Source organism: Peribacillus sp. TH27 (genome assembly GCF_016650915.1).
In the GTDB taxonomy this organism is placed as follows: domain Bacteria; phylum Bacillota; class Bacilli; order Bacillales; family DSM-1321; genus Peribacillus; species Peribacillus butanolivorans.
The window spans coordinates 248,420-269,973 of sequence record NZ_JAEKEV010000001.1 but is presented as its reverse complement, the minus strand read 5'-3'; the positions used below and the strand labels follow the sequence as shown (position 1 = coordinate 269,973).

Annotated in this window: 21 protein-coding genes and 1 pseudogene; 20 read left to right on the top strand and 2 right to left on the bottom strand. The window is 34.0% G+C overall.

The features are described 5' to 3' along the window. Window positions 1-213 precede the first annotated feature (213 nt). Window positions 214-1,482 (top strand): cation:dicarboxylate symporter family transporter, encoded by a 1,269-nt coding sequence (locus JFU24_RS01315; protein ID WP_201249327.1) that lies wholly within the window; start codon window positions 214-216, stop codon window positions 1,480-1,482. 64 nt (window positions 1,483-1,546) lie between these two features. Further along, window positions 1,547-3,628 (top strand): gamma-glutamyltransferase, encoded by a 2,082-nt coding sequence (ggt, locus tag JFU24_RS01310; protein WP_242485227.1) that lies wholly within the window; start codon window positions 1,547-1,549, stop codon window positions 3,626-3,628. A gap of 881 nt (window positions 3,629-4,509) precedes the next feature. Here the strand turns inward: ggt and JFU24_RS01305 are convergent. After that, a complete protein-coding gene (locus JFU24_RS01305) occupies window positions 4,510-5,736 on the bottom strand; it encodes an IS110 family transposase (RefSeq protein ID WP_201249326.1) in 1,227 nt (408 codons plus the stop codon). 327 nt (window positions 5,737-6,063) lie between these two features. On the opposite strand from JFU24_RS01305, the gene JFU24_RS01300 reads away from it, so the two are divergent. The 11 genes from JFU24_RS01300 (at window position 6,064) to JFU24_RS01250 (ending at window position 13,884) form a co-directional block, all read left to right on the top strand. Then, window positions 6,064-6,609: a GNAT family N-acetyltransferase gene (locus tag JFU24_RS01300; protein WP_201183766.1), complete on the top strand. Its 546-nt coding sequence runs from the start codon at window positions 6,064-6,066 to the stop codon at window positions 6,607-6,609. Between the two features lie 148 nt (window positions 6,610-6,757). Then, window positions 6,758-7,207, top strand: a complete 450-nt coding sequence (locus JFU24_RS01295; protein ID WP_201183769.1) for a GNAT family N-acetyltransferase — start codon at window positions 6,758-6,760, stop codon at window positions 7,205-7,207. 189 nt (window positions 7,208-7,396) lie between these two features. After that, on the top strand, window positions 7,397-7,909 hold the full coding sequence (locus JFU24_RS01290) for a GrpB family protein (protein ID WP_201249325.1): 513 nt from the start codon (window positions 7,397-7,399) through the stop codon (window positions 7,907-7,909). A 449-nt stretch (window positions 7,910-8,358) separates the two neighbouring features. Continuing rightward, the gene (locus JFU24_RS01285) at window positions 8,359-8,988 is read left to right on the top strand and encodes a DUF1349 domain-containing protein (RefSeq protein ID WP_201249324.1); all 630 of its coding nucleotides are present in this window, start codon (window positions 8,359-8,361) and stop codon (window positions 8,986-8,988) included. A 216-nt stretch (window positions 8,989-9,204) separates the two neighbouring features. Next, window positions 9,205-9,549, top strand: coding sequence for a hypothetical protein (locus tag JFU24_RS01280; RefSeq protein WP_201249323.1), 345 nt, complete (start codon window positions 9,205-9,207; stop codon window positions 9,547-9,549). Between the two features lie 702 nt (window positions 9,550-10,251). Next, on the top strand, window positions 10,252-10,422 hold the full coding sequence (locus tag JFU24_RS01275) for a Fe3+ hydroxamate ABC transporter substrate-binding protein (RefSeq protein ID WP_207196649.1): 171 nt from the start codon (window positions 10,252-10,254) through the stop codon (window positions 10,420-10,422). Between the two features lie 102 nt (window positions 10,423-10,524). Continuing rightward, on the top strand, window positions 10,525-10,692 hold the full coding sequence (locus JFU24_RS01270) for a hypothetical protein (RefSeq protein WP_201249321.1): 168 nt from the start codon (window positions 10,525-10,527) through the stop codon (window positions 10,690-10,692). A gap of 162 nt (window positions 10,693-10,854) precedes the next feature. Then, on the top strand, window positions 10,855-11,103 hold the full coding sequence (locus JFU24_RS01265) for a hypothetical protein (RefSeq protein WP_201249320.1): 249 nt from the start codon (window positions 10,855-10,857) through the stop codon (window positions 11,101-11,103). Between the two features lie 151 nt (window positions 11,104-11,254). Continuing rightward, the gene (locus JFU24_RS01260) at window positions 11,255-11,689 is read left to right on the top strand and encodes a hypothetical protein (RefSeq protein ID WP_201249319.1); all 435 of its coding nucleotides are present in this window, start codon (window positions 11,255-11,257) and stop codon (window positions 11,687-11,689) included. A 298-nt stretch (window positions 11,690-11,987) separates the two neighbouring features. Beyond that, window positions 11,988-12,758: a hypothetical protein gene (locus JFU24_RS01255; RefSeq protein ID WP_201249318.1), complete on the top strand. Its 771-nt coding sequence runs from the start codon at window positions 11,988-11,990 to the stop codon at window positions 12,756-12,758. A 208-nt stretch (window positions 12,759-12,966) separates the two neighbouring features. Further along, complete coding sequence (locus tag JFU24_RS01250) at window positions 12,967-13,884, top strand: hypothetical protein (protein WP_201249317.1); 918 nt, start codon at window positions 12,967-12,969, stop codon at window positions 13,882-13,884. Window positions 13,885-14,206: 322 nt separating this feature from the next. On the opposite strand, the gene JFU24_RS01245 is transcribed toward JFU24_RS01250, so the two are convergent. After that, entirely contained in the window at window positions 14,207-15,481 is a 1,275-nt protein-coding gene (locus tag JFU24_RS01245) for an IS110 family transposase (protein WP_201249316.1), read from the bottom strand. A gap of 248 nt (window positions 15,482-15,729) precedes the next feature. Here JFU24_RS01245 and JFU24_RS01240 point away from each other — a divergent pair, with 248 nt between their 5' ends. The 7 genes and pseudogenes from JFU24_RS01240 (at window position 15,730) to JFU24_RS01215 (ending at window position 21,144) form a co-directional block, all read left to right on the top strand. Then, on the top strand, window positions 15,730-16,284 hold the full coding sequence (locus JFU24_RS01240; protein ID WP_201249315.1) for a hypothetical protein: 555 nt from the start codon (window positions 15,730-15,732) through the stop codon (window positions 16,282-16,284). A 275-nt stretch (window positions 16,285-16,559) separates the two neighbouring features. Next, complete coding sequence (locus JFU24_RS01235) at window positions 16,560-17,090, top strand: sigma-70 family RNA polymerase sigma factor (protein ID WP_342214652.1); 531 nt, start codon at window positions 16,560-16,562, stop codon at window positions 17,088-17,090. Next, window positions 17,080-18,135, top strand: a complete 1,056-nt coding sequence (locus JFU24_RS01230) for a DUF4030 domain-containing protein (RefSeq protein ID WP_201249313.1) — start codon at window positions 17,080-17,082, stop codon at window positions 18,133-18,135. Before JFU24_RS01235 ends, JFU24_RS01230 begins: the two co-directional genes overlap by 11 nt. A gap of 168 nt (window positions 18,136-18,303) precedes the next feature. After that, the gene (locus JFU24_RS01225; protein ID WP_057219596.1) at window positions 18,304-18,777 is read left to right on the top strand and encodes a hypothetical protein; all 474 of its coding nucleotides are present in this window, start codon (window positions 18,304-18,306) and stop codon (window positions 18,775-18,777) included. A gap of 131 nt (window positions 18,778-18,908) precedes the next feature. Next, window positions 18,909-19,784 carry a hypothetical protein gene (locus JFU24_RS01220; protein WP_201249312.1) on the top strand — a complete coding sequence of 292 codons (876 nt, stop codon included), beginning with the start codon at window positions 18,909-18,911 and terminating at the stop codon, window positions 19,782-19,784. A 208-nt stretch (window positions 19,785-19,992) separates the two neighbouring features. After that, window positions 19,993-20,301 (top strand): annotated as a pseudogene (locus tag JFU24_RS31130) (SH3 domain-containing protein); the annotation flags it as partial. Window positions 20,302-20,349: 48 nt separating this feature from the next. After that, entirely contained in the window at window positions 20,350-21,144 is a 795-nt protein-coding gene (locus JFU24_RS01215; protein WP_446728284.1) for a D-alanyl-D-alanine carboxypeptidase family protein, read from the top strand. Window positions 21,145-21,554: the final 410 nt, after the last annotated feature.

Sequence of the window (21,554 nt, the reverse complement as noted above, 5' to 3'; positions counted from 1 at the left end):
TTTGATTATTAATATAGTTGTTAAAAATTTAAATAATATTAAATTTTCTAAATAAATAAAATGAAAGTGCTTTCATCGATGGGAAGATTTATGTAAGGTAATACTTTTTAAAAGTATCTTTATTCAACAATTTAGTAGATAGAAAGGAATTCTCAAGTGAGTATGATTAAAGATATCTTTTATAAAAAAATTAAAAGAAAAAGGGGAGATTTAATGAAAAAATTAAGTTTAGCTAGCCAAATTTTCATTGGTTTAATTTTAGGTATTATCGTTGGTGCCATTTTTTATGGTAATGAGACGGCCCAAAACTTTTTACAGCCATTCGGAGACATTTTCCTGCGAATGATTAAAATGATTGTTGTGCCAATCATTGTATCAAGCCTTATCGTTGCAGTTGCAGGTGTAGGTGATTTGAAAGCAGTAGGTAAACTAGGAGCTAAATCACTATCATACTTTGTTGTGGTAACTACAATTGCGATTGCTGTTGGTTTAATTTCCGCGAATATCATCCAGCCTGGTGCTGGTGTAAATATGAATAATCTGGAACAAACTGATATATCCACTTATGTTGATACAGCAGAAACTAAGCAGCATGAATCTTTTGTAGATACACTTGTTCACATTGTACCATCCAATCCAGTTAAAGCTATGGTAGAAGGCGATATGCTAGCGATTATTTTCTTCTCTGTATTGTTTGGACTTAGTATTTCGGCTATCGGTGAAAAAGGTAAACCAGTTTTCCGTTTCTTCCAAGGTACAGCAGAAGGGATGTTCTACTTAACGAATATGGTGATGAAATTTGCTCCAATCGGGGTATTTGCACTAATCGGTGTGACCATCTCCAAGTTCGGTTTGGAATCTTTAATTCCATTAGGTAAGTTAGCGCTTTCTGTATATGGAACAATGATTTTCTTTGTAATTGTCATTCTGGGTCTTATTGCAAAATTTGTAGGGTTCAATATCTTTACGTTGATTAAGCTTCTAAAAGAGGAATTAATTCTTTCGTTCTCGACAGCAAGTTCAGAAGCGGTTCTTCCGAAACTCATGGAAAAAATGGAGAAAGTGGGATGTCCAAAACATATTGCTACATTTGTTATTCCGACTGGATACTCTTTTAACCTTGATGGCTCTACATTATATCAAGCCTTAGCAGCTATCTTCATCGCTCAAATGTACGGAATTGATTTAAGCGCGTATGAGCAAATTACGCTAATGCTAGTGTTAATGATCACGTCTAAGGGAATTGCGGGTGTACCTGGTGTATCTTTCGTAGTTCTTTTAGCGACATTAGGAACAGTTGGTATTCCTATTGAAGGTTTAGCATTTATTGCCGGTATCGACCGTATTCTTGATATGGGACGTACAGTAGTAAACGTTATTGGTAATTCACTTGCGGCTGTTGTTATATCAAAATGGGAAGGTCAATTTAATAAAAGAGAAATAGTAAACAATATGAATAATTTAAATGAAAAAATTTCATAATATTTAGAATTTACAATCTTTTGGTGAATCTATAGATTAAATTAAATAATTGGGGGAGAAATTTTTGAAGTATCTAATAAGCTTTACTTTAGTTATTTTTAGTTTTTTTTGCTTGATTACACCAGCATTTGCTAGCGTGCCTGGAGTAGATAGTTCAATGAAAAAAGGAGCAACAAAAGGTATAGTTTCAGCTTCTCATCAATTAGCTGCTGAAGCCGGTAAAAGGATATTAGAGCAAGGGGGAAATGCAGTTGATGCAGCTGCAGCTATTCAGTTATCTTTAAATGTTGTTGAGCCAATGATGTCTGGAATTGGCGGCGGTGGTTTTATGATGATTTACAATAAAGATAAAAAGAAAATAACAATGATTGACAGTCGAGAAATGGCTCCTCAGAATGTAAAACCTGACTTATTTTTAGATAAAAACGGTAAGCTCATTCCTTTTAGTGAACGTCATACAACTGGAAAAGCAGTAGCTGTTCCAGGAACACTAAAGGGAGTTGAAACAGCTCTTAATAAATATGGAACTATGAAACTATCTCAAGTTATTGATCCTGCGATTCAACAAGCTGAGAAAGGTGTTAAGGTCAACTGGGCTACGGCCCAATATATCGACGAAAATAAAGAAAAACTTCAGAAATATCAAACAGCAGCAGACGTATTTGTTCCACATGGTAAACAATTAAAAGAAGGAGATATCCTTGTTCAACCGGATCTAGCAAAGACTCTTAAATTAATTCAAGCAAAAGGACCCAAAGCATTCTATACAGGTAAAATTGGAAAAGCTCTTGTAAAAGAAGTTCAAAAACGTGGTGGAACAATGACAGAGCAAGATTTAAAAAACTATGTAGCCAAAGAACGAAAACCTATTGAGTCAAATTATCGAGGCTTTAAAGTTGTAAGTGCAGCTCCGCCAAGTTCTGGCGGTTTAACTGTTCAACAAATACTAAAGTTAATGGAAGGTTATGATGTGCAAAAAATGGGAGTTAATTCGCCCGAATATCTCCAACATTTAAGCGAAGCGATGCACTTAGCTTATGCTGATCGAGCAGCTTATATGGCAGATGAAGATTTTTATGATGTGCCAACAAAAGGACTTTTAGATGAAAAATATATAGAAGAAAGAAGAAAGCTTATTAATCCAGAGAAGGCTACTGCTGATGTAAAAGAAGGAGATCCATGGAAGTATGAAGGCAAGAAATCTTCTTCTCAAGTGTCAGTGAAAGAAGAAAATCCTATTGGACAAACAACTCACTTTTCTGTTATAGATAAATGGGGAAATATGGTTTCTTATACAACAACTATTGAACAAGTATTTGGATCTGGTATCATGGTTCCCGGTTATGGATTTATGTTAAATAATGAGATGACAGATTTTGATGCTACACCAGGTGGCGTTAACCAAGTAGAGCCAAAGAAACGCCCAAGAAGTAGCATATCTCCAACCATTCTTCTAAAGGACGAGAAACCTTTTATGGCTATTGGTTCTCCAGGTGGACCCACTATTATTGCATCAGTAGTTGAAACAATTATGAATGTTATTGACCATAATATGCCAATTCAAAAAGCGATTTTAACGCCTCGTATCTACTCAGCAGGATATCCAACTATTAGGTGGGAACCAGGAATTGATCAAAATACGAGATTAGAATTAATGGCAAAAGGAAATGTGTTCGAAGAAAAACCTGAAAATATCGGGAATGTACAGGCAGCTATCTTTGATTATGAAACTGGAAAAATGTACGGAGGAGCAGATAATACAAGAGAAGGAGCCGTTTTGGGGGTAAATGGAGTATCATATATATCTAAAAAACCAAAAGAAATAAAAGAAGAGAAAAAGGGGCCTTTTACCTTGAAAGTAAATGGTGCTATTTATCCATATAAGGCTGAACAAATGAAAGTGATAGATGAAAAACCCTTTATCCAATCAGATAAATTACTACTTGGTTTAGGTGTTATTGACACAAATGATTTGAAGTTATATAAAACTGATAAAAATTCTTATTTGTCTGTTATAAAAACTGCAAAGGCATTAGGATATAAAGTAGATTGGGATGAAAAAGATAAAATTATACTATTAGAGAAAGATTCATCTAATTATGACAATCCAAATGATGATGATGACGGGGATATCATTACAAACTAATTATTGGTTCTAATGAGAAAGTTATTTTTTAGAATTACAGCATGTCATAGTGTAGAAATAATTAGTAAAAAGGGTTCTGGTGCAAATACTGTATTTGTTTAAAAAAGGCATATAGTTTCTTAACTGAGTGATATTATCCCCTCTAAGTAGACAGTGTATCATCTACAGATTATCTGTAGATGATACACTCATACTTAGGGGGATTTTACTATGACTAGAAAAAATAACAGCCACTCTTACGATTTTAGCTAAAGTTTCTGTCATTTAAATTATCTTTGCAAATTGTGTAATCACTTCATCTCGGTTGAAGACCAGTTTTTCATAGTCCCACTCCTGATTGTCAGCTTCGCCATAAACGATTCAAAATGTAGCTTTGAAATAAAGTTTGATCAAATTAATACTATAATAAACAAATAGAAAGAGCATGTTTTGAAAAAAAAGTAAAGAAGAAGCTCATAAGTTTGATGATGGAAAACCACATTTAGTTAGAACAGTATTTTGGGGGGATCAGAACAAGTTATAGAGAGTTGTAAACGCTAAACTAGAATGGACAGTTATCACCAACTAAGATTGAACACCTTTCGCCAATAAATAACCCTAATAACTTATACTAGGGGTACTGCTGGGGGAGCATCAGGAAAATGCCAATTTACAACGATAAGCATTTTGATACAAGTCTTATGAGACATTATGAAGTCTAATTTACAGGTGATTTAATTATGTACCAATAGGCTTTACTCTATTGTGAAGTGATACACTTAAACTACCATGAAAATTAAACACTAATAATCAGGAAAAAGACCATATTAAAGAAAACGCAAGCTTCAATTTTTTTGAAAAAAAGCAGCGCCATATAAAGATCTCCTAGAATTAATCGGTGGTTAGGATGCTTCTGATATATTTACGGTATATCCTAAGTTTTCTAACCTTCGGACCGAATTTCTTACAATGGAAGCTTGCTTTTGTTTATCAAAATAATCTTCGCCTAAGTCTACATACATTTCTTTCCTTGTTAAAAGATAATAAGAAATTCTTAACATGGCGTGGGCAACGACAATTCCAGCTCGTTTTCTTCCTTTTCGCGCAGCTGTCCGTCTGTATAGAGCGCCAAGATAGTTTTTGGAGGCTCCAACTGAATGAGCAGCCTCAGTTAAAGCAGATTTTAAATATTTATTTCCCTTTTTGCCTCTGGTTGATTTCCTTTTTCCTGCACTTTCATTGTGTCCTGGTACGAGGGCGGCCCATGAACATAATCTGGCTGCACTTTCGAACTGTTTTTCAACGTCCGTTCCGATTTCAGCTAGAATTTGTTCTGCCATTCGAGTGGCAATACCAGGTATTGAATCCAGTCGTTCTATGTTTTCTTGATACACACTAACTCTTTGGGCAACCTCTTGATCGAGGTTTTCAATCTGTTCAGTCAGAAAATCAATATGAGTTAGAATCGTTTTAAGCATCATGCGTTGATGAGGATTCACATACCCATTCAGGGCAAGGATTAAATCATCTTTTTTCTTCTTCATCGAACGTCGCGCAAAGTTTGCTAGTTTCTCAGGATCATCCTCACCATTTGCGATCGCTTGAAGCATGTCCTTTGATGAAACACCCATAATATCCGATACGACAGAGCCTAATTTGATATTTGCACCTTCAAGCACCTTTTGAATTCGATTATGCTGTCTAGCTCGTTCTTCAATAATACTTCTGCGGTAACGAACAAGCTCACGTAATTCTCGCTGATTTCGATCAGGGATAAAGCTTGCTTTCAACAACCCATGACGAAGAAGTTGAGCGATCCACTCGGCATCCTTGACATCTGTTTTTCGACCAGGGACTGCTTTCATATGTTGTGCGTTAACAACTAAAAATTCCATTTCTTCAGCCTCAATTAAGTTCACGATAGGCTTCCAAAACACACCTGTGCTTTCCATAGCGACATGAGTGCAACCATGTGATTTAATCCAATCCATCAGTTGAATTAAAAACACCGTTTTTGTAGAAAATGTTTGAATCTCCTTTCCTTCGGGGGTCATAATGCAGGCGATAATGTTATCTTTATGGGCATCCATTCCGCATACTCGTTCAATGATAACTTCCTTTGAAACCATCCTTCCTATGGCGAAAAAATTAGAGGCTGGTGCAAAAACCAGAATAGGATTAATCTACCATGAGTGCTTCCCGTAAGGGAGCGACAGTCTGTGATGCACCGAGGTCGTTGGAGTCAGACTAACGGATGGGCTCTAATGGCACCATAGTTCATCGACCTTCCTCACCCAGCCATAGAATCAGTATGGACGGTTTTCCACCATTTTCATTCTCTGTGGTGCAGCGCTGGTCGTGCGCTGCATGGTTGGCTAAAGGGGCAGTTTAGTTAAAGAAGGAAATGGTATTATTGTGTAGAATTGATAGGGGCAATAAGTCAGGGGGAGAATTTTTTGTTAATACATAAAATCGATGATGAAGTATCTTTGAGGCTATTCAATGTGGGTGACGCTGAAGAATTTTTTAATTTGATCATTAGCTCAAAACCTTATCTCAAAGAATGGCTTGGATGGCTTGATTACGTAGAAAAAGTAGAGGATACTGTTGAGACCATAAAATCTCGACTACAGAGCTTTGTAGAAACTGGAGGGTATCCAAAGTCAGTTGCTATCATTTATAGAGGTGAAATAGCAGGAACTATCGGATTTAATGAAATAAACAAGGTAAGTAAGATTGGGAGCATCGGCTACTGGATTGGAGAAGATTTTCAGGGGAATGGCATAATGACAAAAGCGTTTAAGGCTTTTATTGATTACGGATTTAGAGAACTTGGGCTAAATCGAATTGAGGTTAGCATAGCTGTTGAGAACAAAAGAAGTCGAGCACTTGCTGAACGGCAGGGTTTTATAGAAGAAGGAAGATTAAGACAAGCAGAATGGCTATATGATCATTATGTAGACCATATTATTTACGCAAAACTGGCTGAGGAATGGGAATGAAAAATAATAGTTCCTTGTTCAACTAACGGGGCAGGTTAGTAAATAACTTAATGGCAGTTTAGTTTAATAAGAATCAATGGTAAAATGATGAGAATTAATTATGCTATGGGGCTGGTCAGTTGTAATTTTATAAAGGAGTTGTGAGAAGTTGAAATATCGTAAAGCAAATATCGATGATATTGATAAATTGGTCGAGTTAAGAAAAAAGCAATTAGTTGATGAGGGGATAGAACCTAATATAGATATTGATAGGGAACTATATGTTTTCTTTAAAAATAAACTAAGTGATGGTACTTTAATTCAATGGCTAGTGGAAGATAATGAAGAAATTATAGCTTGTGGTGCAGTAATTTTTTATGAATTTCCACCTTGTTACACCAATAAGACTGGAAAAAAGGCTTATATCACAAATATGTATACTAATGAAAATTATCGTGGGCAAGGAATCGCAACAAAGCTGTTAACTAAATTAGTTGATGAAGTTAAGATTTCAGGAATTTCACAAATATGGCTTGGGGCTTCAAAAATGGGTAGACCAGTGTATAAGAAGTTTGGTTTTATGGAAACTGATGAATTTCTAGAATTAAATATTTTTTAATAATTTGTGAAGTATAACACTTAAACTAACGGGTGCGTTAGTTCATTATTAGGAGCTGATCAGCAGCTCCTTTTATTATGCAACTAAAGGGGCAGGATAGTTTATTAAGAAAATATTTACAATTTGTAATGGTGTTATAAAATAGAGTGAATTGACGGTGAGAGATGTTTAAGTTATGGAGGCATTAAAATGCTTGGATTACCAAAAGGTGAGGTGTTTTTAGTTCCTTGGACAAATGATTGGAAAAAGGAATTTTTATTAGAGAAAGAAAGGATTCAAGAGGTAATTGGTCAGAATATTTTAGCTGTTCACCATATTGGAAGTACAGCAATTAAACATTTAAGTGCAAAGCCAATTATTGATATTGCTATTGAAGTTAAAGGATTTCAGGATGGTGAAAAGTGTGTTAAGGCATTAGAATCACTTGGATACTCATATAAAGGGACAAATGTATTACCAGATAGATACTACTTTAATAAAGGTGAACCAAGAACACACCAAATTCATATGTATCAAAGTGGAAATAAATATTTACTTGAACAGTTGGATTTTAGAGATTATTTGAGAAATAACGAAACAGCAAGAATACAATATAAAAAACTTAAACAGGAATTATCAACGGTGAATAAAAATAATAAACATAAATATGCAGATGATAAAACCAATTTTGTTAAGTCCATCTTAGAAAGTATAAAAAAATAATAGTATTTTGGTAACTCAACTAACAGGTGCGTTAGCTGAAGATCAGAGCTGTCTTTAAGGCAGCTCTTTCTTTATGCAACTATCGGGGCAGTTTAGTTCATTAAGCGTAGCTTAGTCGAACTGTAACTATTGACTATTTTTATGAAAAAAACTAAAATTTGGTTAATGATAATAATTGGGCGGTGTGTATTTGTTGAGTAATATAGGTATTCCAGGATTAATTCTATCTTCTCTTTTCGTAATATTAGTTTTATTTTTACTAAGAAAACTAGTGCAACCGAAGAAAGAACTTCAACAAAAAATAGATAAACTAGAAGAAGAGGTTCGAATATTAAATAATCACAAATAATAAACTTTGCTTTAATGTACTAACGGGTGCGATAGGTGAGACCAGAGCTGTCTATAAGGCGGCTCTTTTCTTAATTAATAACAGTAAGGTGGCAACGATTATGACTGATAGTATCATACTGATAGAGGAGTTCAAAAATACAGAACTAGATAAAAATTTAAAATGGTTTTCCCCGCCTAACGAGTGGAATCATAATTGCGAGAGCTCGAACTTAATTATTAAAACTGATAAGCAAACAGATTTTTGGCAAAAAACACATTATGGTTTTCAAGCTGATAATGGACATTTTTTGTACTATGAAGTAAACAGAGACTTTAGATTGACTACTAAAGTAAAATCAAAACCAGAGAATAGATACGACCAAGCTGGCTTAATGGTGAGATTTTCAAGTGATACTTGGTTAAAGACTTCTGTTGAATATATACCTGATGGCAATAGTAAATTAGGTGTTGTTGTAACTAATCAAGGTTATTCTGATTGGTCTAGTCAGGAATTTTCAGAAGACCAGAATTCACTTTTTTATCGAATAACCAGAAGAGAAAACAATTACTATGTTGAATATTCATTAGATGGTATTTCGTGGAGACAAATAAGAATGACCCACCTGGTTAAAGAGACAGATAATATTAAAGTTGGCATCTATGCTTGCAGCCCACAAGGAGAAGGTTACGAAGCAGAGTTCGACTTTATTAAAATTGAAAATATAAATAATGATACAAAAGTTTATTAGTAATTTAGGATTACCTTAATTTCTTAATCAACTAACGGGTGCGTTAACTGAAGATCAGAGCTGTCTTTAAGCCAGCTTTTTCTTTAAGCAACTAAACGGGGCAGGATAGTTGAACAAGGATAATCCACAATTTGAATAGAATATGTAGAAAACAAATAGTTGTTTGGATATGGAATATCGATCCCAATAACAACCTATGAAGGAAGGGTAAGTAAAATGAAGAAAATGGTTGGTTGGACACTTACTTTAGCTACGCTTTTGGTAGGTGGAGTCATTTATTATTTTATAACGTTATCTCTATACGAACCATCAAAAGATTCATTTGACTTCCCAGTTCCTAAAAATGCTGAGCTAGTCCAGGAAAATGAACAAGGGAAAAGTTATGATTGGTCAAAAGCATCGGAAGAAAATGGCATACCATTTGGATATGAATTAGTCCTTAAAGCGAATGGATGGAAAAAGGGAGAAAGAGAAGGGGCTTCCGTTTTTTACACAAAAGGAAATCATAAAATAGATTTGATTTCTACATCGAAGCATTTAAACATCCTTAAAGTGAATTAATATAAAGGAAATTCTTATGGAACTAAAGGGGCAGCATTCCTGTATTAACTGAAATACTAAAAAGTTTGTGAAGAAATCTACTTAAACTAACGGGTGCGTTAGCTGAAGATCAGAGCTGTCTTTAAGGCAGCTTTTTCTTTATGCAACTATCGGGGCAGGTTAGTTGAACAAGGTATCATAATTTTTATGGTAAAATAATGGTATTATGTTCAGATTTAGTAGAGTGACTAAAGGGCATAAATGGAACAGTAAGGGTAAATTTATATTGTGGAGGTTTAAATGAAATTCTTCAGAAGTATGTCTAAAATAGAGTCAATTAATTGGAAAAAAGGAGCAATACTTGGTTTTTACACATATATGTTGCTATTATTTATAAACTATATTTACTTTCTAATATATGGAATTGAGCCTTTTACTTCCGTTGTAATTTTTTGGACTGGATTGTTAGTAGCTTTTGGGTACGAGTTTATCTTAAATTTAAAGTCTAAGATGAAATTAAATAAATGAACTAATTGTGATACATTAACAGGATATACCCTTTTTCCTTATTGAAGTAACATGTGCGTTAGCTGAAGATCGGAGCTGTCTTTAAGGCTTTTTCTTTATGCAACTAAAGGGGCAGGTTAGTTAAAGAAACTATTATAAAAGTTATTCGTATAGGTATTAAGGAAATTATTATTTGGCGGAGGAGGTTTAGTTGTGTTGTGGGATAAACCTAAATGTATTGTATGTGATAAAGAGATTAAGGAAGATGACTTTGTTTTTGTAAAAATGCGTTACCCAAAACGAAAAGGTTTTACTGAGATAAAAGCTTATTTAAGAAACGAAGGCAAATTCATTTGTGAAGACTGTTTTAATAATAAATCCTACTAAACTCTATTCAACTAACGGGGCAGGTTACTTAAATAAAGTATAAGATCAATGTGTTACGATTACTTATGGTTTTAATTTTTCAAGAAGAAAGGATAGTTATATATGGATAATGCAATAATTACTTTTATTTTTACATTTTTAGTTGTCTTAATTATTAACTTTATAGGGCAAAGGTTAATAGTTAATAAAGAAAAAGTCCTTGATGGGAGAACTTTAGTAACTTTGTTAGCCCAAGGTTTGATAATAACAATTATTTTAAGTTTTATTTAAGGCTATTCAGCTAACAGGTGCATTAGCTTAAGATCGGAGCTGTCTTTAAGGCAGCTTTTTCTTATGGAACTAACGGGGCAGTTTAGTTCATTAATAACTCATTTATGAATTGATTAATGATAAAATAATGGAATAATTTCCTTGATTAAATGGGGTGAAGAAATGTATTGGAAATTAAGAATTCCTCTTTTTTTGTTTGTTATGGGTGTTACATCTGGTCTTTATCAAAAGTTTCCTAACCTTTTTCTTGTAAATACATCTTATTTTATAAGAAGTGTTGTATATATTGGCCTAATTGGAATCATCTTTACTATTTTAGAAAATTCAAAAATAAATGAAAAAAAAGTCCATATCATTATTGGGATGGTGTTAATTTTTTCAGGAATTTTATTTGATAGTCTAATGGTGTAAAGACCATCCTTAATCAACTAACAGGTGCGTAGCTGAAGATCGGAGCTGTCTTTAAGGCAGTTTTTTCTTTATGCAACTATCGTGGCAGGTTAGTTTAAGTAGGATTATCATTTGGTAATATTACCATTCAATTGTTATAGGAAGTGAAAAGATGATCTTTTATTATTTAATGCTCATAGTAGGAGCTTTATCAGTAATAGGCGCAGTATTTGTTTTTTTTGCTATGTATGTTGATAAAGAATATTCATTATTAAATGTAGGTAAAAGCTTAGGAAGCTTTGTATTTGGTGTTTTTCTTTTAGCTGTTACCCTCCCAAGCCTAAAATATGTTGTGCTAAAGGAATATGATGTCGTCAGTGGAAAATGTGTTGTGGAAATAGATTCATCAGGTCGTTCTTCTATGGCGGACTTTAACATGCTCGATACAGATGAACTGTTTACTTTCAATGATATTCCTGCACTTGATGCTTATGGAAAGTCAATCCCTTATTATTGTAAGGTGACAGTTACAAAGGACCATATGTTTGAAATTGGTTACAAAATATATGATGTCAAAACAAGAAAGTTAATATTAACAAGCCCGTAGCCGTGTATACAGTTGTAAATGATAAAAGAGGCAATTACCTTTTTATCATTGATAGAAATTTTCCATTTGTGAAGAAATGTACTTAAACTAACGGGTGCTTTACTTCATTACCAGGAGCTGATCAGCAGCTCCTTTTCTTATGCAACTATAGGGGCAGGTTAGTTCAATAACGGAGGCTGTCAAATGACGAACCTTTTTATATAGGAATGTCATTGGTTTGCAGCTGTTATTTAGGTATTTAGTTTTAATATAAGGGGAAAATACCTACAATACTTACATCCAGAGGTGGCGTTAAATCGTGAAAAAGTTAGTCATACTAGTCCTGGTGTTTACTGTGTTATTTTCCCCAATACAATTAGCAAAGGCAAATATTCAACCAAAATTAAAAACAGGGGATGTTTTATCTGTTCAAGTAAACCGTTTATATGGGGGATCTCGTTTATTTAAGGAAAGCGATGGATATGAAGAAGTAATCATCAATAAGGTTGTTAAATGGATAAACACATCAAGTCATTCCGAAGGAGCAACTGAGTTAGAGTTAAATAAAACTCCCATAGTCTCGATATTGAAAATAAAAATGAAAAACGGGGATGTTGCGGTTATCGAACCTGCATATAATTGTATTTCCGAAAACCAAGCAAAAACATGCACAATAGCAGAGAGTGAGGTTATATATACCCGAAATAATATAAAAATTCGATTGAAATCACTAGAGTTGTATGATTGGCTCTTAGTTGGCTGGAAATATGAAAGTGTTGGAGCTCCCAAAGATGAATTGCTTGAAGAAACTTTATATACAAGATACTTTTCCTACCTCGACAAAACTTACTCAGATTTTATCATGTGTCCAAAAATAGATAAAATCGAAAGAATAAACGGGGATGAGAATAGACATATCGTTCATGCAAGTGCGTTAAATTATGTAGCGCATCATGGCGATGTTCCCTACGACAGAATCCATATCACGTTGACCGATACTCCAGAACATGGTGTTAAAATAAATAAGGTTAAAATACAAAAAAGTATTTCCGGAAAAGAAAGCCGTATCCAATGTAGACGGGAGAGCTAAACAATCTTGTAAAAGTTTTGATGTGGAGTACCAAAATTATTCAACTAAAGGTGCTTTAGCTTAGGATCAGAGCTGTCTTTAAGGCAGCTCTTTCTTTATGCAACTATTGGGGCAGGTTACTTTAATAATTGTTTTATAAATAAAGTCCATAATATACAAAGCGATAATAGGGAATTATAATCCTATACCGTATAAGGGGACATACTGAATGAAGAAAATAATGCAATTTACCTTACTATTGGTGACATTAAATCTTTCACCGATATTTGTTCAAGCTGACGAAAAACTAAATGAAGAGCTTATGAAAATTGTTAAAGAGTTTACTCCGTCGAACGCTTTACTTGTAAGCCCTGAAAAACCTTTCTCCACACAGTCAATTCAACTTTATGATTTTAACCACGATGGGCAAAAAGAAATAATCGCTACTTTTGAAATTAAAGCAAAAGAACAACCTAATCCTTCCCAGTTTGGAGTAATGGTACTAAAGAAGGTTAATAATGATTGGCAAAAAGTTTGGGAAACAAAAGCTCAAGGAGTTGGTTTGAATTTTTCAGGTTTGGCTGATATTACTGGTGATGGTACAAAAGAATATTTAATCGGTGTTACAATTGGTGCAGCTGCAGGAAACAAACTTGAAATTTTTCAGTGGAATGATAACTCATTCATAAATATTGCAGATGTTCCTTATTTTGAAATAGACATATTGAACCAAAATAAAAAAGTCAGTTTAGCAATCTGGCAATGGTATATTGGTGAAAGTTATTTAGTAGATGTATTAAAATGGAATGGTGAAAAATTGGTTTTTGATAAAGAATCATATTCTAAATACTATCCTATAATTGAAAATTTCTATAAAGATAAAATTTCAAAAATGGATGCTTGGTTTTATTGGTATTGCCTTGCAGATGCTCAAATTAAAGCAAATTTATTTGAAGAAGCTTCTAAATCAATCGAAAAAGGGAGTTTATTAGCAAAAAAATTATCAATGCCTGAGGTAGTTCAGACCTTTAACGAATTAAGTGACAGACTGGAAGAAAAGAAAAAAGGCTTAATGAACTCCCTCAGTTTAATAGATAATGGTCACGAATACTCGCTTATTCGCAGGATTTCAAACCACATGGTATAGGTTGCTTTAGATGGACGAAAGAGATAGGACCGTTTTGATAAGATGAGGGCAGATTGAAATAGGGGATCTATTGAAAATCCCATATTATTACATATGCTGCACGCATTTTCCACGCTGCCCCTGGAGGCTTTCCCTCCCATGTCTCAACGGGTCATAATCATATGCCCTTTCATTCCTTCGTCATGCCTATCCAAGGGGTGGAGGCTGGTTTTGCTAACGGAACGGGTCATTGCCCTTTTGTTCATTACATCCAGTACTTCGTGCTTTCTTTGAAATCCTACGAATAAGCCAACTTTCGTTAAATAACCATGTGAATGTAAATTTACGCTGCTAGTTGTTCAAGTGGGAAAATCATTTCCGGTTTATAGGCAGAGCCATTACGAGCTATCCCTACTAGGACACGAGCGAGTTTTCCACAAAGTTTCATGATGGATTTCATTTTCTTAATCTTCTTCACCTTAACATTGTTCGAGTGTAGGGCTTTAAACTCAGGGTTATTCATCACCAGACTCATGGTCGCAAGGAAGAGGTAACGCCGCAGGCGTGATCTTCCACGTTTGGAAAGAACAATTTGGCCTTTCCACTTCCCAGAGCTTGCTTCAGCGAGATGCAATCCTGCATGACGAAGGAGCGCATTCCCGTGAGCGAACCCACTCAGATCTCCAGCTTCTCCTAAGATTCCCGCTAGTGAAATCTCGCTGATTCCTTTAATGGCAAGTATTTGCTTAACGAATGGAATCTGTTCCAAGACGATTGTGACTTCTTGCGTCACTCTTTCGAGTTGAGATGAAGCGAGATCATATTCCTCTAATAACTGTCCCAAGTGAAGTTTATACGCATCAAGGGCTTGTTTCGTACCAATTGAACGCTTGGCCAATCCAAGCAGGGAACGGGCTTTTTTATGCCCGGAATGTCGCTTCATACATGATTTCCAACCGGTTACGATATCTTGAGGCTGTAAGGAACATAATTCAGCTGGGGTAGGAAAGAGGCGTAGGGTTGCGATTGCCCCTTTACATGATACGTCTTTAAACACTTGCCGGAGCTCGGGAAAGACAACATCCACCCAGCGATTAATTTGGTTGATGGAGCTAACAAGACGCTTAACGATCACATCTCGATTAGCCATAAGGACACGAAGTTTTTCAAATGATTCTGAAGTGGAACGAACAAAGGCATAGTAGCCATTCTTCACCATATCAGCGATGACAAGGGCATCTTTTTTATCACTTTTGGATTGCGTATTATCACGATTTTCTTTGTTTCTTTTGACATGGTGAGGATTGACGGTGACGACATCCATGTTTTGTTTGACTAGCCACTTTGAAAGGTTTATCCAATAATGACCGGTAGGTTCCATTCCGACTATCGTGGTGTCTAGGTTTTTCATGCGTTTTAGTTCCTTGATCCAGTTTAGTAATCGAGTAAAACCCTCTTCGTTATTTTCAAAAGACAAAGGTTTCCCGATCACAATGCCCCGATAGTTTACAGCACGGGCCACGTGTACGTGTTGGGCGATATCCACACCAACAACTAGATGTTGATCCGTAATTCTTTCAATTAGTTGATTTTGTTTGTTTTGCATTTTAAAATTCATAGTAGGGCTTCCTCCTTAAGACTTAGAGTTAGATTGGACTCTATACTCGTATCTTACTGAGGGGCTCTATTTTTTTCAAACCTGATATTTAACGATCTACAGGAATGCTAACGGGTGCTTTACTTCAATAAGAGAGTTGCTTTGGCAGCTCTTTTTGTTATGGAACTATCGGGGCAGATTAGTTCAACAAGGGTAATTCATAATTTGTATAGAATATGTAGAGTTTAGGTTCATTTGAAGGGAATGAGGTGGCTATCATAAAGAAAAATCTTAGTTTATTGTTTTTGTCTGTAGTGTTTATTGGTGTAGTTGCATGTAACAAAGATGTGGTCAAAGAAAACGGTGAAGAAAAAGAAGGGAAACCCGTTAAAGAGGAAAATGTGGTCAAAATAGAAGAGGCGGAAAAGTTATTTAATAGTTATAGTACAGAACTATATACGATTAAAGATCCATCCAATCCCCCAACTTCTGATGAAATCGCAGAAAAGATTAAAGTATATTTAACCGAAGATCAATATAATGCTGAAATCGCTAACCGTAAATTTCAAATACCAGAATTGGTATCCAAACAAATTAAGAAAAGTATTGAAGTACAAGATGTGAAACTTGAAGAACAAAGCAAAAATGATGATGGCACAATCGATTACTTATATACAACGACATTTAAAATTTATGACGAGAACTCATCTAAAATGTATGAGAAGGAAGGAGAACTAACCATATCTACTACAAATAATGAATTAAAAATCGATCGTGAGTGGAGTAGAGGGGTAAAAATTGACGGTTTAGATGGTGGACTTTAAGAGCTTATAGAAACTGAACTAACGGGTGCTTTAGTTTAATAAGATGTATAAAAGGATCTTCCAATCGAAGATTCTTTTTTCATTGCCTAAAAGGTCGCTTATATGTAGACTAGCTCACTATTTTTGCTAAGGTACTGACTGATAGTAGAACTACTTTTCTGCTTTAAAATTATTTTTTATCAAAAATGACTAAGTATTTTAGGATTTTTTTAAAAACATTCGGCTAAAATTGTAAGTTTTACGTCTAATAGGTATACACAAAAAAACAAAAGAAGGTGATCAACATAATTGAGTCTAATTACAGAAATCCAGGGGATAACGATAAAGCTTTTTTAGGGCTCTTTCGGCAATACGAACAGGATATTTACAAGATGGCGTATGTTTACGTAAAAAATAAAGATGATGCACTAGACATTGTTCAGGAAACAGCATATCAGTCCTTCTTAAAATTTAATACTTTGAATGACTTGAAACTTTTTAAAACTTGGATCATTAAAATTACGATAAATTGCGCAATTGATTTATTAAGGAAAAAAAAGAAAGTGATTCATTTAAACAAAGAAGTTGTTGAATTTATTTCTAACAGCACGGATGATATTCCTTTGTCACTAACCCTACAAGATTTATTAGAAGAACTAAATGAAGATGAAAAAACTGTTCTATTACTAAAATACTTTCAAGGATACACTTTTAGTGAGATTTCAGAGATTATAAATACACCATTAAGCACGGTGAAATCCGTTTTATATCGAGCATTACAAAACCTTCGAAAAAAAACTAGGAGGTCAGATATGTATGGACAATAAAATAAGACAAGAGATGGATAAAATAGAGATCCCAAAGGAATTAAATAATAGGGTTATATTAGGGATGGAGAATGCAAAAAAAGATTATGAAAGGCATAATCAACTTAAACCTGAAAGCAAGAGTGATAGAAAAAGATGGAGTCTTAGAAAAAAAATAATGTTTTTCAGCAGTGTTGCTGTATTATTACTTGGATTGTTAATAAGTTCTGCCTTTGTATCTCCTGCAATGGCAAAAGTGATTTCGAACATTCCATATTTAGGCTCAATTTTTCAATCGGAATCAATAAGTAGCTTAATTATTGATGAATTAGAGGAAAAAGGTTACAAAATTAGTGGAACAGGAATCAGTTACAAGCCTAAAAAGGAATTAGAAGTAAGAGTAGAGGGTTCAGATGATTATTTTAATGAAGTAAAAGATGAGATAGAAAAGACCGTGAAAGGAATTTTAAAATCAAAAGGCTATGATGCCTATTCCGTAAAAGTTAGTAAAGAACTAGCGCAAAATGATTATGACCTTAATGAAGAAGAGCTGAAAGAAAAAACAATACTTGATAATGAGGTTACAAAAAAACTAAAACAATTGGACTATAAATTTGATTTGGTACAAACTGATCCTAAGGAAAAAATTATTTTTATAGATATAGACGGATCCAAGAAATACTACGATGCCGTTAAAGATGATGTTGAGAAAACGGCAATAGACGTTACAGAATTGAATAACTATAAAGATTATAGTATTGATATAAATAGACCTACTGTGAAGATAGCAAAAGCAGATACAGGAGCATTAATTACACCTGCGATTGCTGAAGGGCTTATGTCAAAAAAAGAGTTTAAGGTTACAGGTGTAGGTTATAAAGAAAAACCGTTGAGCTTCATAATAAGTACCTCCATCCCAAGTTCTGATTCAGAAGCTAAAGCACTTGGAACTGAAATCGAATCAATGATTGTTGAATTTCTGAAATCCGAGGAAATATCGAAAATATTAGGTGAGGAATCTTATGAAATTATAGTAAAAAGCAAAGACAAAAAGAAGATAAATTAATGAAGATGGAACTTCAGGCATTTATTGGTTCAATATTATTTTTTAGGAGTCTACTTATGAAGAGAGTTGCTTTGGCAGCTCTTTTTCTTATGGAGCTAACGGGGCAGTTTAGTTTAATAAGGATTATAATCTGGTTGTAGGAATAGAACCTATAAGGTGGTTAATAAAATGGAAACAAATGCTTTATTTTACAAGATTCAAAAGAGAACTATTTGGACTGAGGATTATGTAAATTGGTCGCACAACTTGTTAAAAACCGATGTGTCATCACCATCCGTAAATATTATTTCTTCATTTCCATTTGACGAAAATATTTTCGAAGTGGAAGTTTATTTTAAAAGAGCTTTGAATGAATTGGTAATAGAGAAACCAACCCTTGAGATATGTGCTAGAGCCTATATAGGACATTTAGCAAATGAAATTATTAAAGAAAATAACCATTCATTGACCTTTGATTTTGCTTATATGATTTATCGGATTGTTGCTTCGGATTTAGATTATCCAAATGATTTGATGGAGTGGTATGAGATAAGTGAAATGATTGATGAACTACGAAATGGTGATATACCTTTAGAGTTTAATGAGAACGATGTAATATCAAGGATTAAAAATGAGGCAGGTAAATATCTTATTAGGGATTAGTATTTCTTCTTCAACTAACGGGGCAGTTTAGTTGAAGAAGGATTTTCCATACGAGGCGGAGAAATTAATGATAATATAGGATTATAGTTTTAAATAAATGTTATTTGATAACTGTTTTGGAGGCAAAAAGAATGAATCGTGGTGTATTAATAACCCCTTATCAACAAGGTGCACTTGAAGGAATAAACAAAACAATTACAATAATTCACAAAGAATCAAGTACAAATGTTAATGTTCATAGGATCTTTTACTCAACTATGATTCAGGCTGGAATTCACGAGTTTTTAATTTCTGAAAAAAATCCACAAAAAATACTCCTTCCTAAAACAAGTTACAAAATATTATCAACGGAGAAATTAAATGAGGTAGATAAGGTTATTAATGATCTATTTGATTTTTTCATGCCGGAAGGATATTTGAATGACGATCAATATAGAGCTGTGGCAAATTACAAATATTTTCTTAAAGATATTGTTTTATCTATGAAGCTAAATAAGGGTGTAGTTTCGATGTTAGGTAGACCTGATCTTAATGACATAAGAGATATAATTCCCCCTGATTTATATTTCCCTCTGAATAATCTATTTAGTAATTTAGAGACAGTATCTCCTGAATTACCACTATTAAGTTACTCCATTCCTGCAAAAGATGTGTCGATATTTTATGATCTAATTAATACGGAGTTATTCAAAAATTATGCCTTATCTCATAGTCAACTTGAAAGCAATCATGGTTCAGTAAACGAGGTTATACAAGCTGGTACTAATTTTTATCGGAAAAATATCGAATCATTGGAACTGAAAAAATTAACAATGTCCCTTTTATCCCTGACTCCTAAACTTGTTGATTCTTTTTTCGGTAAGATACCAGGACATATAACAGACTTTTTCGCAAGACTATTTACCGAACAACTTGCTAAAGATAAGAAAGTTGTTATATACGATTTTAATCCAACTATTAAATATCTCATCGAACAATATCTTTTAACTAATCTCAAGAAAATGTGAATGATTGAACTTAAACTAATGGGTGCGTTAGTTCTATAATTAAAGAACGCACATATTAGATATGTCTAAAATGTGCGTTCTTTTTGTTTTCATATGTTTACATTATCTAACCTAAATATAATCATTTCAACATCCTTGTTTCTAATTGGAATAATAAACCAGTGACGTTTATTTTTTTAAAATATACCTTAAAGATGAGGTGTTCTAAATGTCAAAACTAAATAAAGTAACGTTAAACAAAAGATTGCTAGCTAACGGTTTTGCTTTCATTATTTTATGTGCAGGTTTAATCGGTTTTAACCATGCAAATATTAAGGGGTTAGAACCAAGTGTAGCCAATGCAGCAACTGTAACCTATACAACAACTGCTAACCTGAATGTCCGTACAGGTCCTTCTACTGCTAATAAAATTATAGCAACAGTTAAACAGGGCACAAAGTTAACGGTTACTGGAAAGGATGCGAATGGATGGCTAAAGGTTAGCTTAAATGGTCAAACAGGTTATGTTAGTAGCCAATATGTAAAAATATCAAACTCTTCATCTGGCTCTAGTACAACAACTGTAATCTATACAGCAACTGCTAACCTGAATGTCCGTACAGGTCCTTCTACTGCTAATAAAATTATAGCAACAGTTAAACAGGGCACAAAGTTAACGGTTACTGGAAAAGATGCGAATGGATGGCTAAAGGTTAGCTTAAACGGTCAAACAGGTTATGTTAGTAGCCAATATGTAAAGGTATCCAATCCTTCATCTGACGCCATTCAGGTTGTTGCAAAGCCTGAAAGTATTCCAGTGTTAGTCAATAAAAAAAATAAGCTACCAGAAAACTATGTACCAAAAGACTTAGTATATACGTCGATACCGTTTACTTTTAAAGAAAAGACAGAAAAGAGAAAAATGCGAAGTGAAGCAGCTGCTGCCATTAGCAAATTATTTGCGGAATCCAAGAAGCAGGGAGTAAGTCTTCTCGGTGTATCTGCATACAGATCACATGCTACACAAGTTGCTCTATTTGATTATTATGTAAAAAGGGATGGTTATGCCAAAGCAATCACATACAGTGCATTACCTGGAACAAGTGAGCATGAAACAGGCCTTGCTATTGATGTGACAGGAGGAAATGGTAAATGCGCGGCACAGGATTGCTTTGGAGGTACTAAAGAAGCAAAATGGCTACAGGCACATGCAGATGATTATGGATTTATTATCCGATACCCTAAAGGAAAAGAATCAGTCACTGGGTATAAATATGAACCATGGCATCTTCGATATGTAGGTAAATCAATAGCTCAAACTATTATGAGCCAAGGAATTACTCTTGAAGAATATTATTATACTAGAGCCGTTCAAAAATAAAGAAATGCTCCTAAAGATATATTGGTTCTAGTGCAAAAACTTTAATAAACTATACGCAGTGAATAGCCTCATCAAAAACTTGATGAGGCTATTTATATTTAGGTATACTACCTAGATCTATGATTTATGTAAAAGAGATAGACAAATAATGTGCTTTTCTTAATGAACTAACGGGTGCTTTAGTTTATTAAGGAACACAAAAATGATCAATCTTTAGAGCGAAAATAGCATTATTCTCAGGTCTCATAGGTATAATCTTTTTGGGTATTACTGATTTAATATATTTTCTATAAGGTTTCTTTAAAAAAGTTATATATACTAGAGTAGATGTTGTTTACACTTATACTGATGCTTATGTGCAAGTTGCTATTAAAACTGGTACATTTAATAAATACGCATTTTAAGGGGTA

What these genes read in the sequence shown, in the direction of transcription:
- JFU24_RS01315 (WP_201249327.1), top strand. Translation starts at nt 214, where the DNA reads ATGAAAAAATTAAGTTTAGCTAGCCAAATTTTCATTGGTTTAATTTTA.
- JFU24_RS01305 (WP_201249326.1), bottom strand. Translation starts at nt 5,736, where the DNA reads ATGGTTTCAAAGGAAGTTATCATTGAACGAGTATGCGGAATGGATGCC.
- JFU24_RS01290 (WP_201249325.1), top strand. Translation starts at nt 7,397, where the DNA reads ATGCTTGGATTACCAAAAGGTGAGGTGTTTTTAGTTCCTTGGACAAAT.
- JFU24_RS01285 (WP_201249324.1), top strand. Translation starts at nt 8,359, where the DNA reads ATGACTGATAGTATCATACTGATAGAGGAGTTCAAAAATACAGAACTA.
- JFU24_RS01280 (WP_201249323.1), top strand. Translation starts at nt 9,205, where the DNA reads ATGAAGAAAATGGTTGGTTGGACACTTACTTTAGCTACGCTTTTGGTA.
- JFU24_RS01270 (WP_201249321.1), top strand. Translation starts at nt 10,525, where the DNA reads ATGGATAATGCAATAATTACTTTTATTTTTACATTTTTAGTTGTCTTA.
- JFU24_RS01265 (WP_201249320.1), top strand. Translation starts at nt 10,855, where the DNA reads ATGTATTGGAAATTAAGAATTCCTCTTTTTTTGTTTGTTATGGGTGTT.
- JFU24_RS01260 (WP_201249319.1), top strand. Translation starts at nt 11,255, where the DNA reads ATGATCTTTTATTATTTAATGCTCATAGTAGGAGCTTTATCAGTAATA.
- JFU24_RS01250 (WP_201249317.1), top strand. Translation starts at nt 12,967, where the DNA reads ATGAAGAAAATAATGCAATTTACCTTACTATTGGTGACATTAAATCTT.
- JFU24_RS01245 (WP_201249316.1), bottom strand. Translation starts at nt 15,481, where the DNA reads ATGAATTTTAAAATGCAAAACAAACAAAATCAACTAATTGAAAGAATT.
- JFU24_RS01230 (WP_201249313.1), top strand. Translation starts at nt 17,080, where the DNA reads ATGGACAATAAAATAAGACAAGAGATGGATAAAATAGAGATCCCAAAG.
- JFU24_RS01225 (WP_057219596.1), top strand. Translation starts at nt 18,304, where the DNA reads ATGGAAACAAATGCTTTATTTTACAAGATTCAAAAGAGAACTATTTGG.
- JFU24_RS01220 (WP_201249312.1), top strand. Translation starts at nt 18,909, where the DNA reads ATGAATCGTGGTGTATTAATAACCCCTTATCAACAAGGTGCACTTGAA.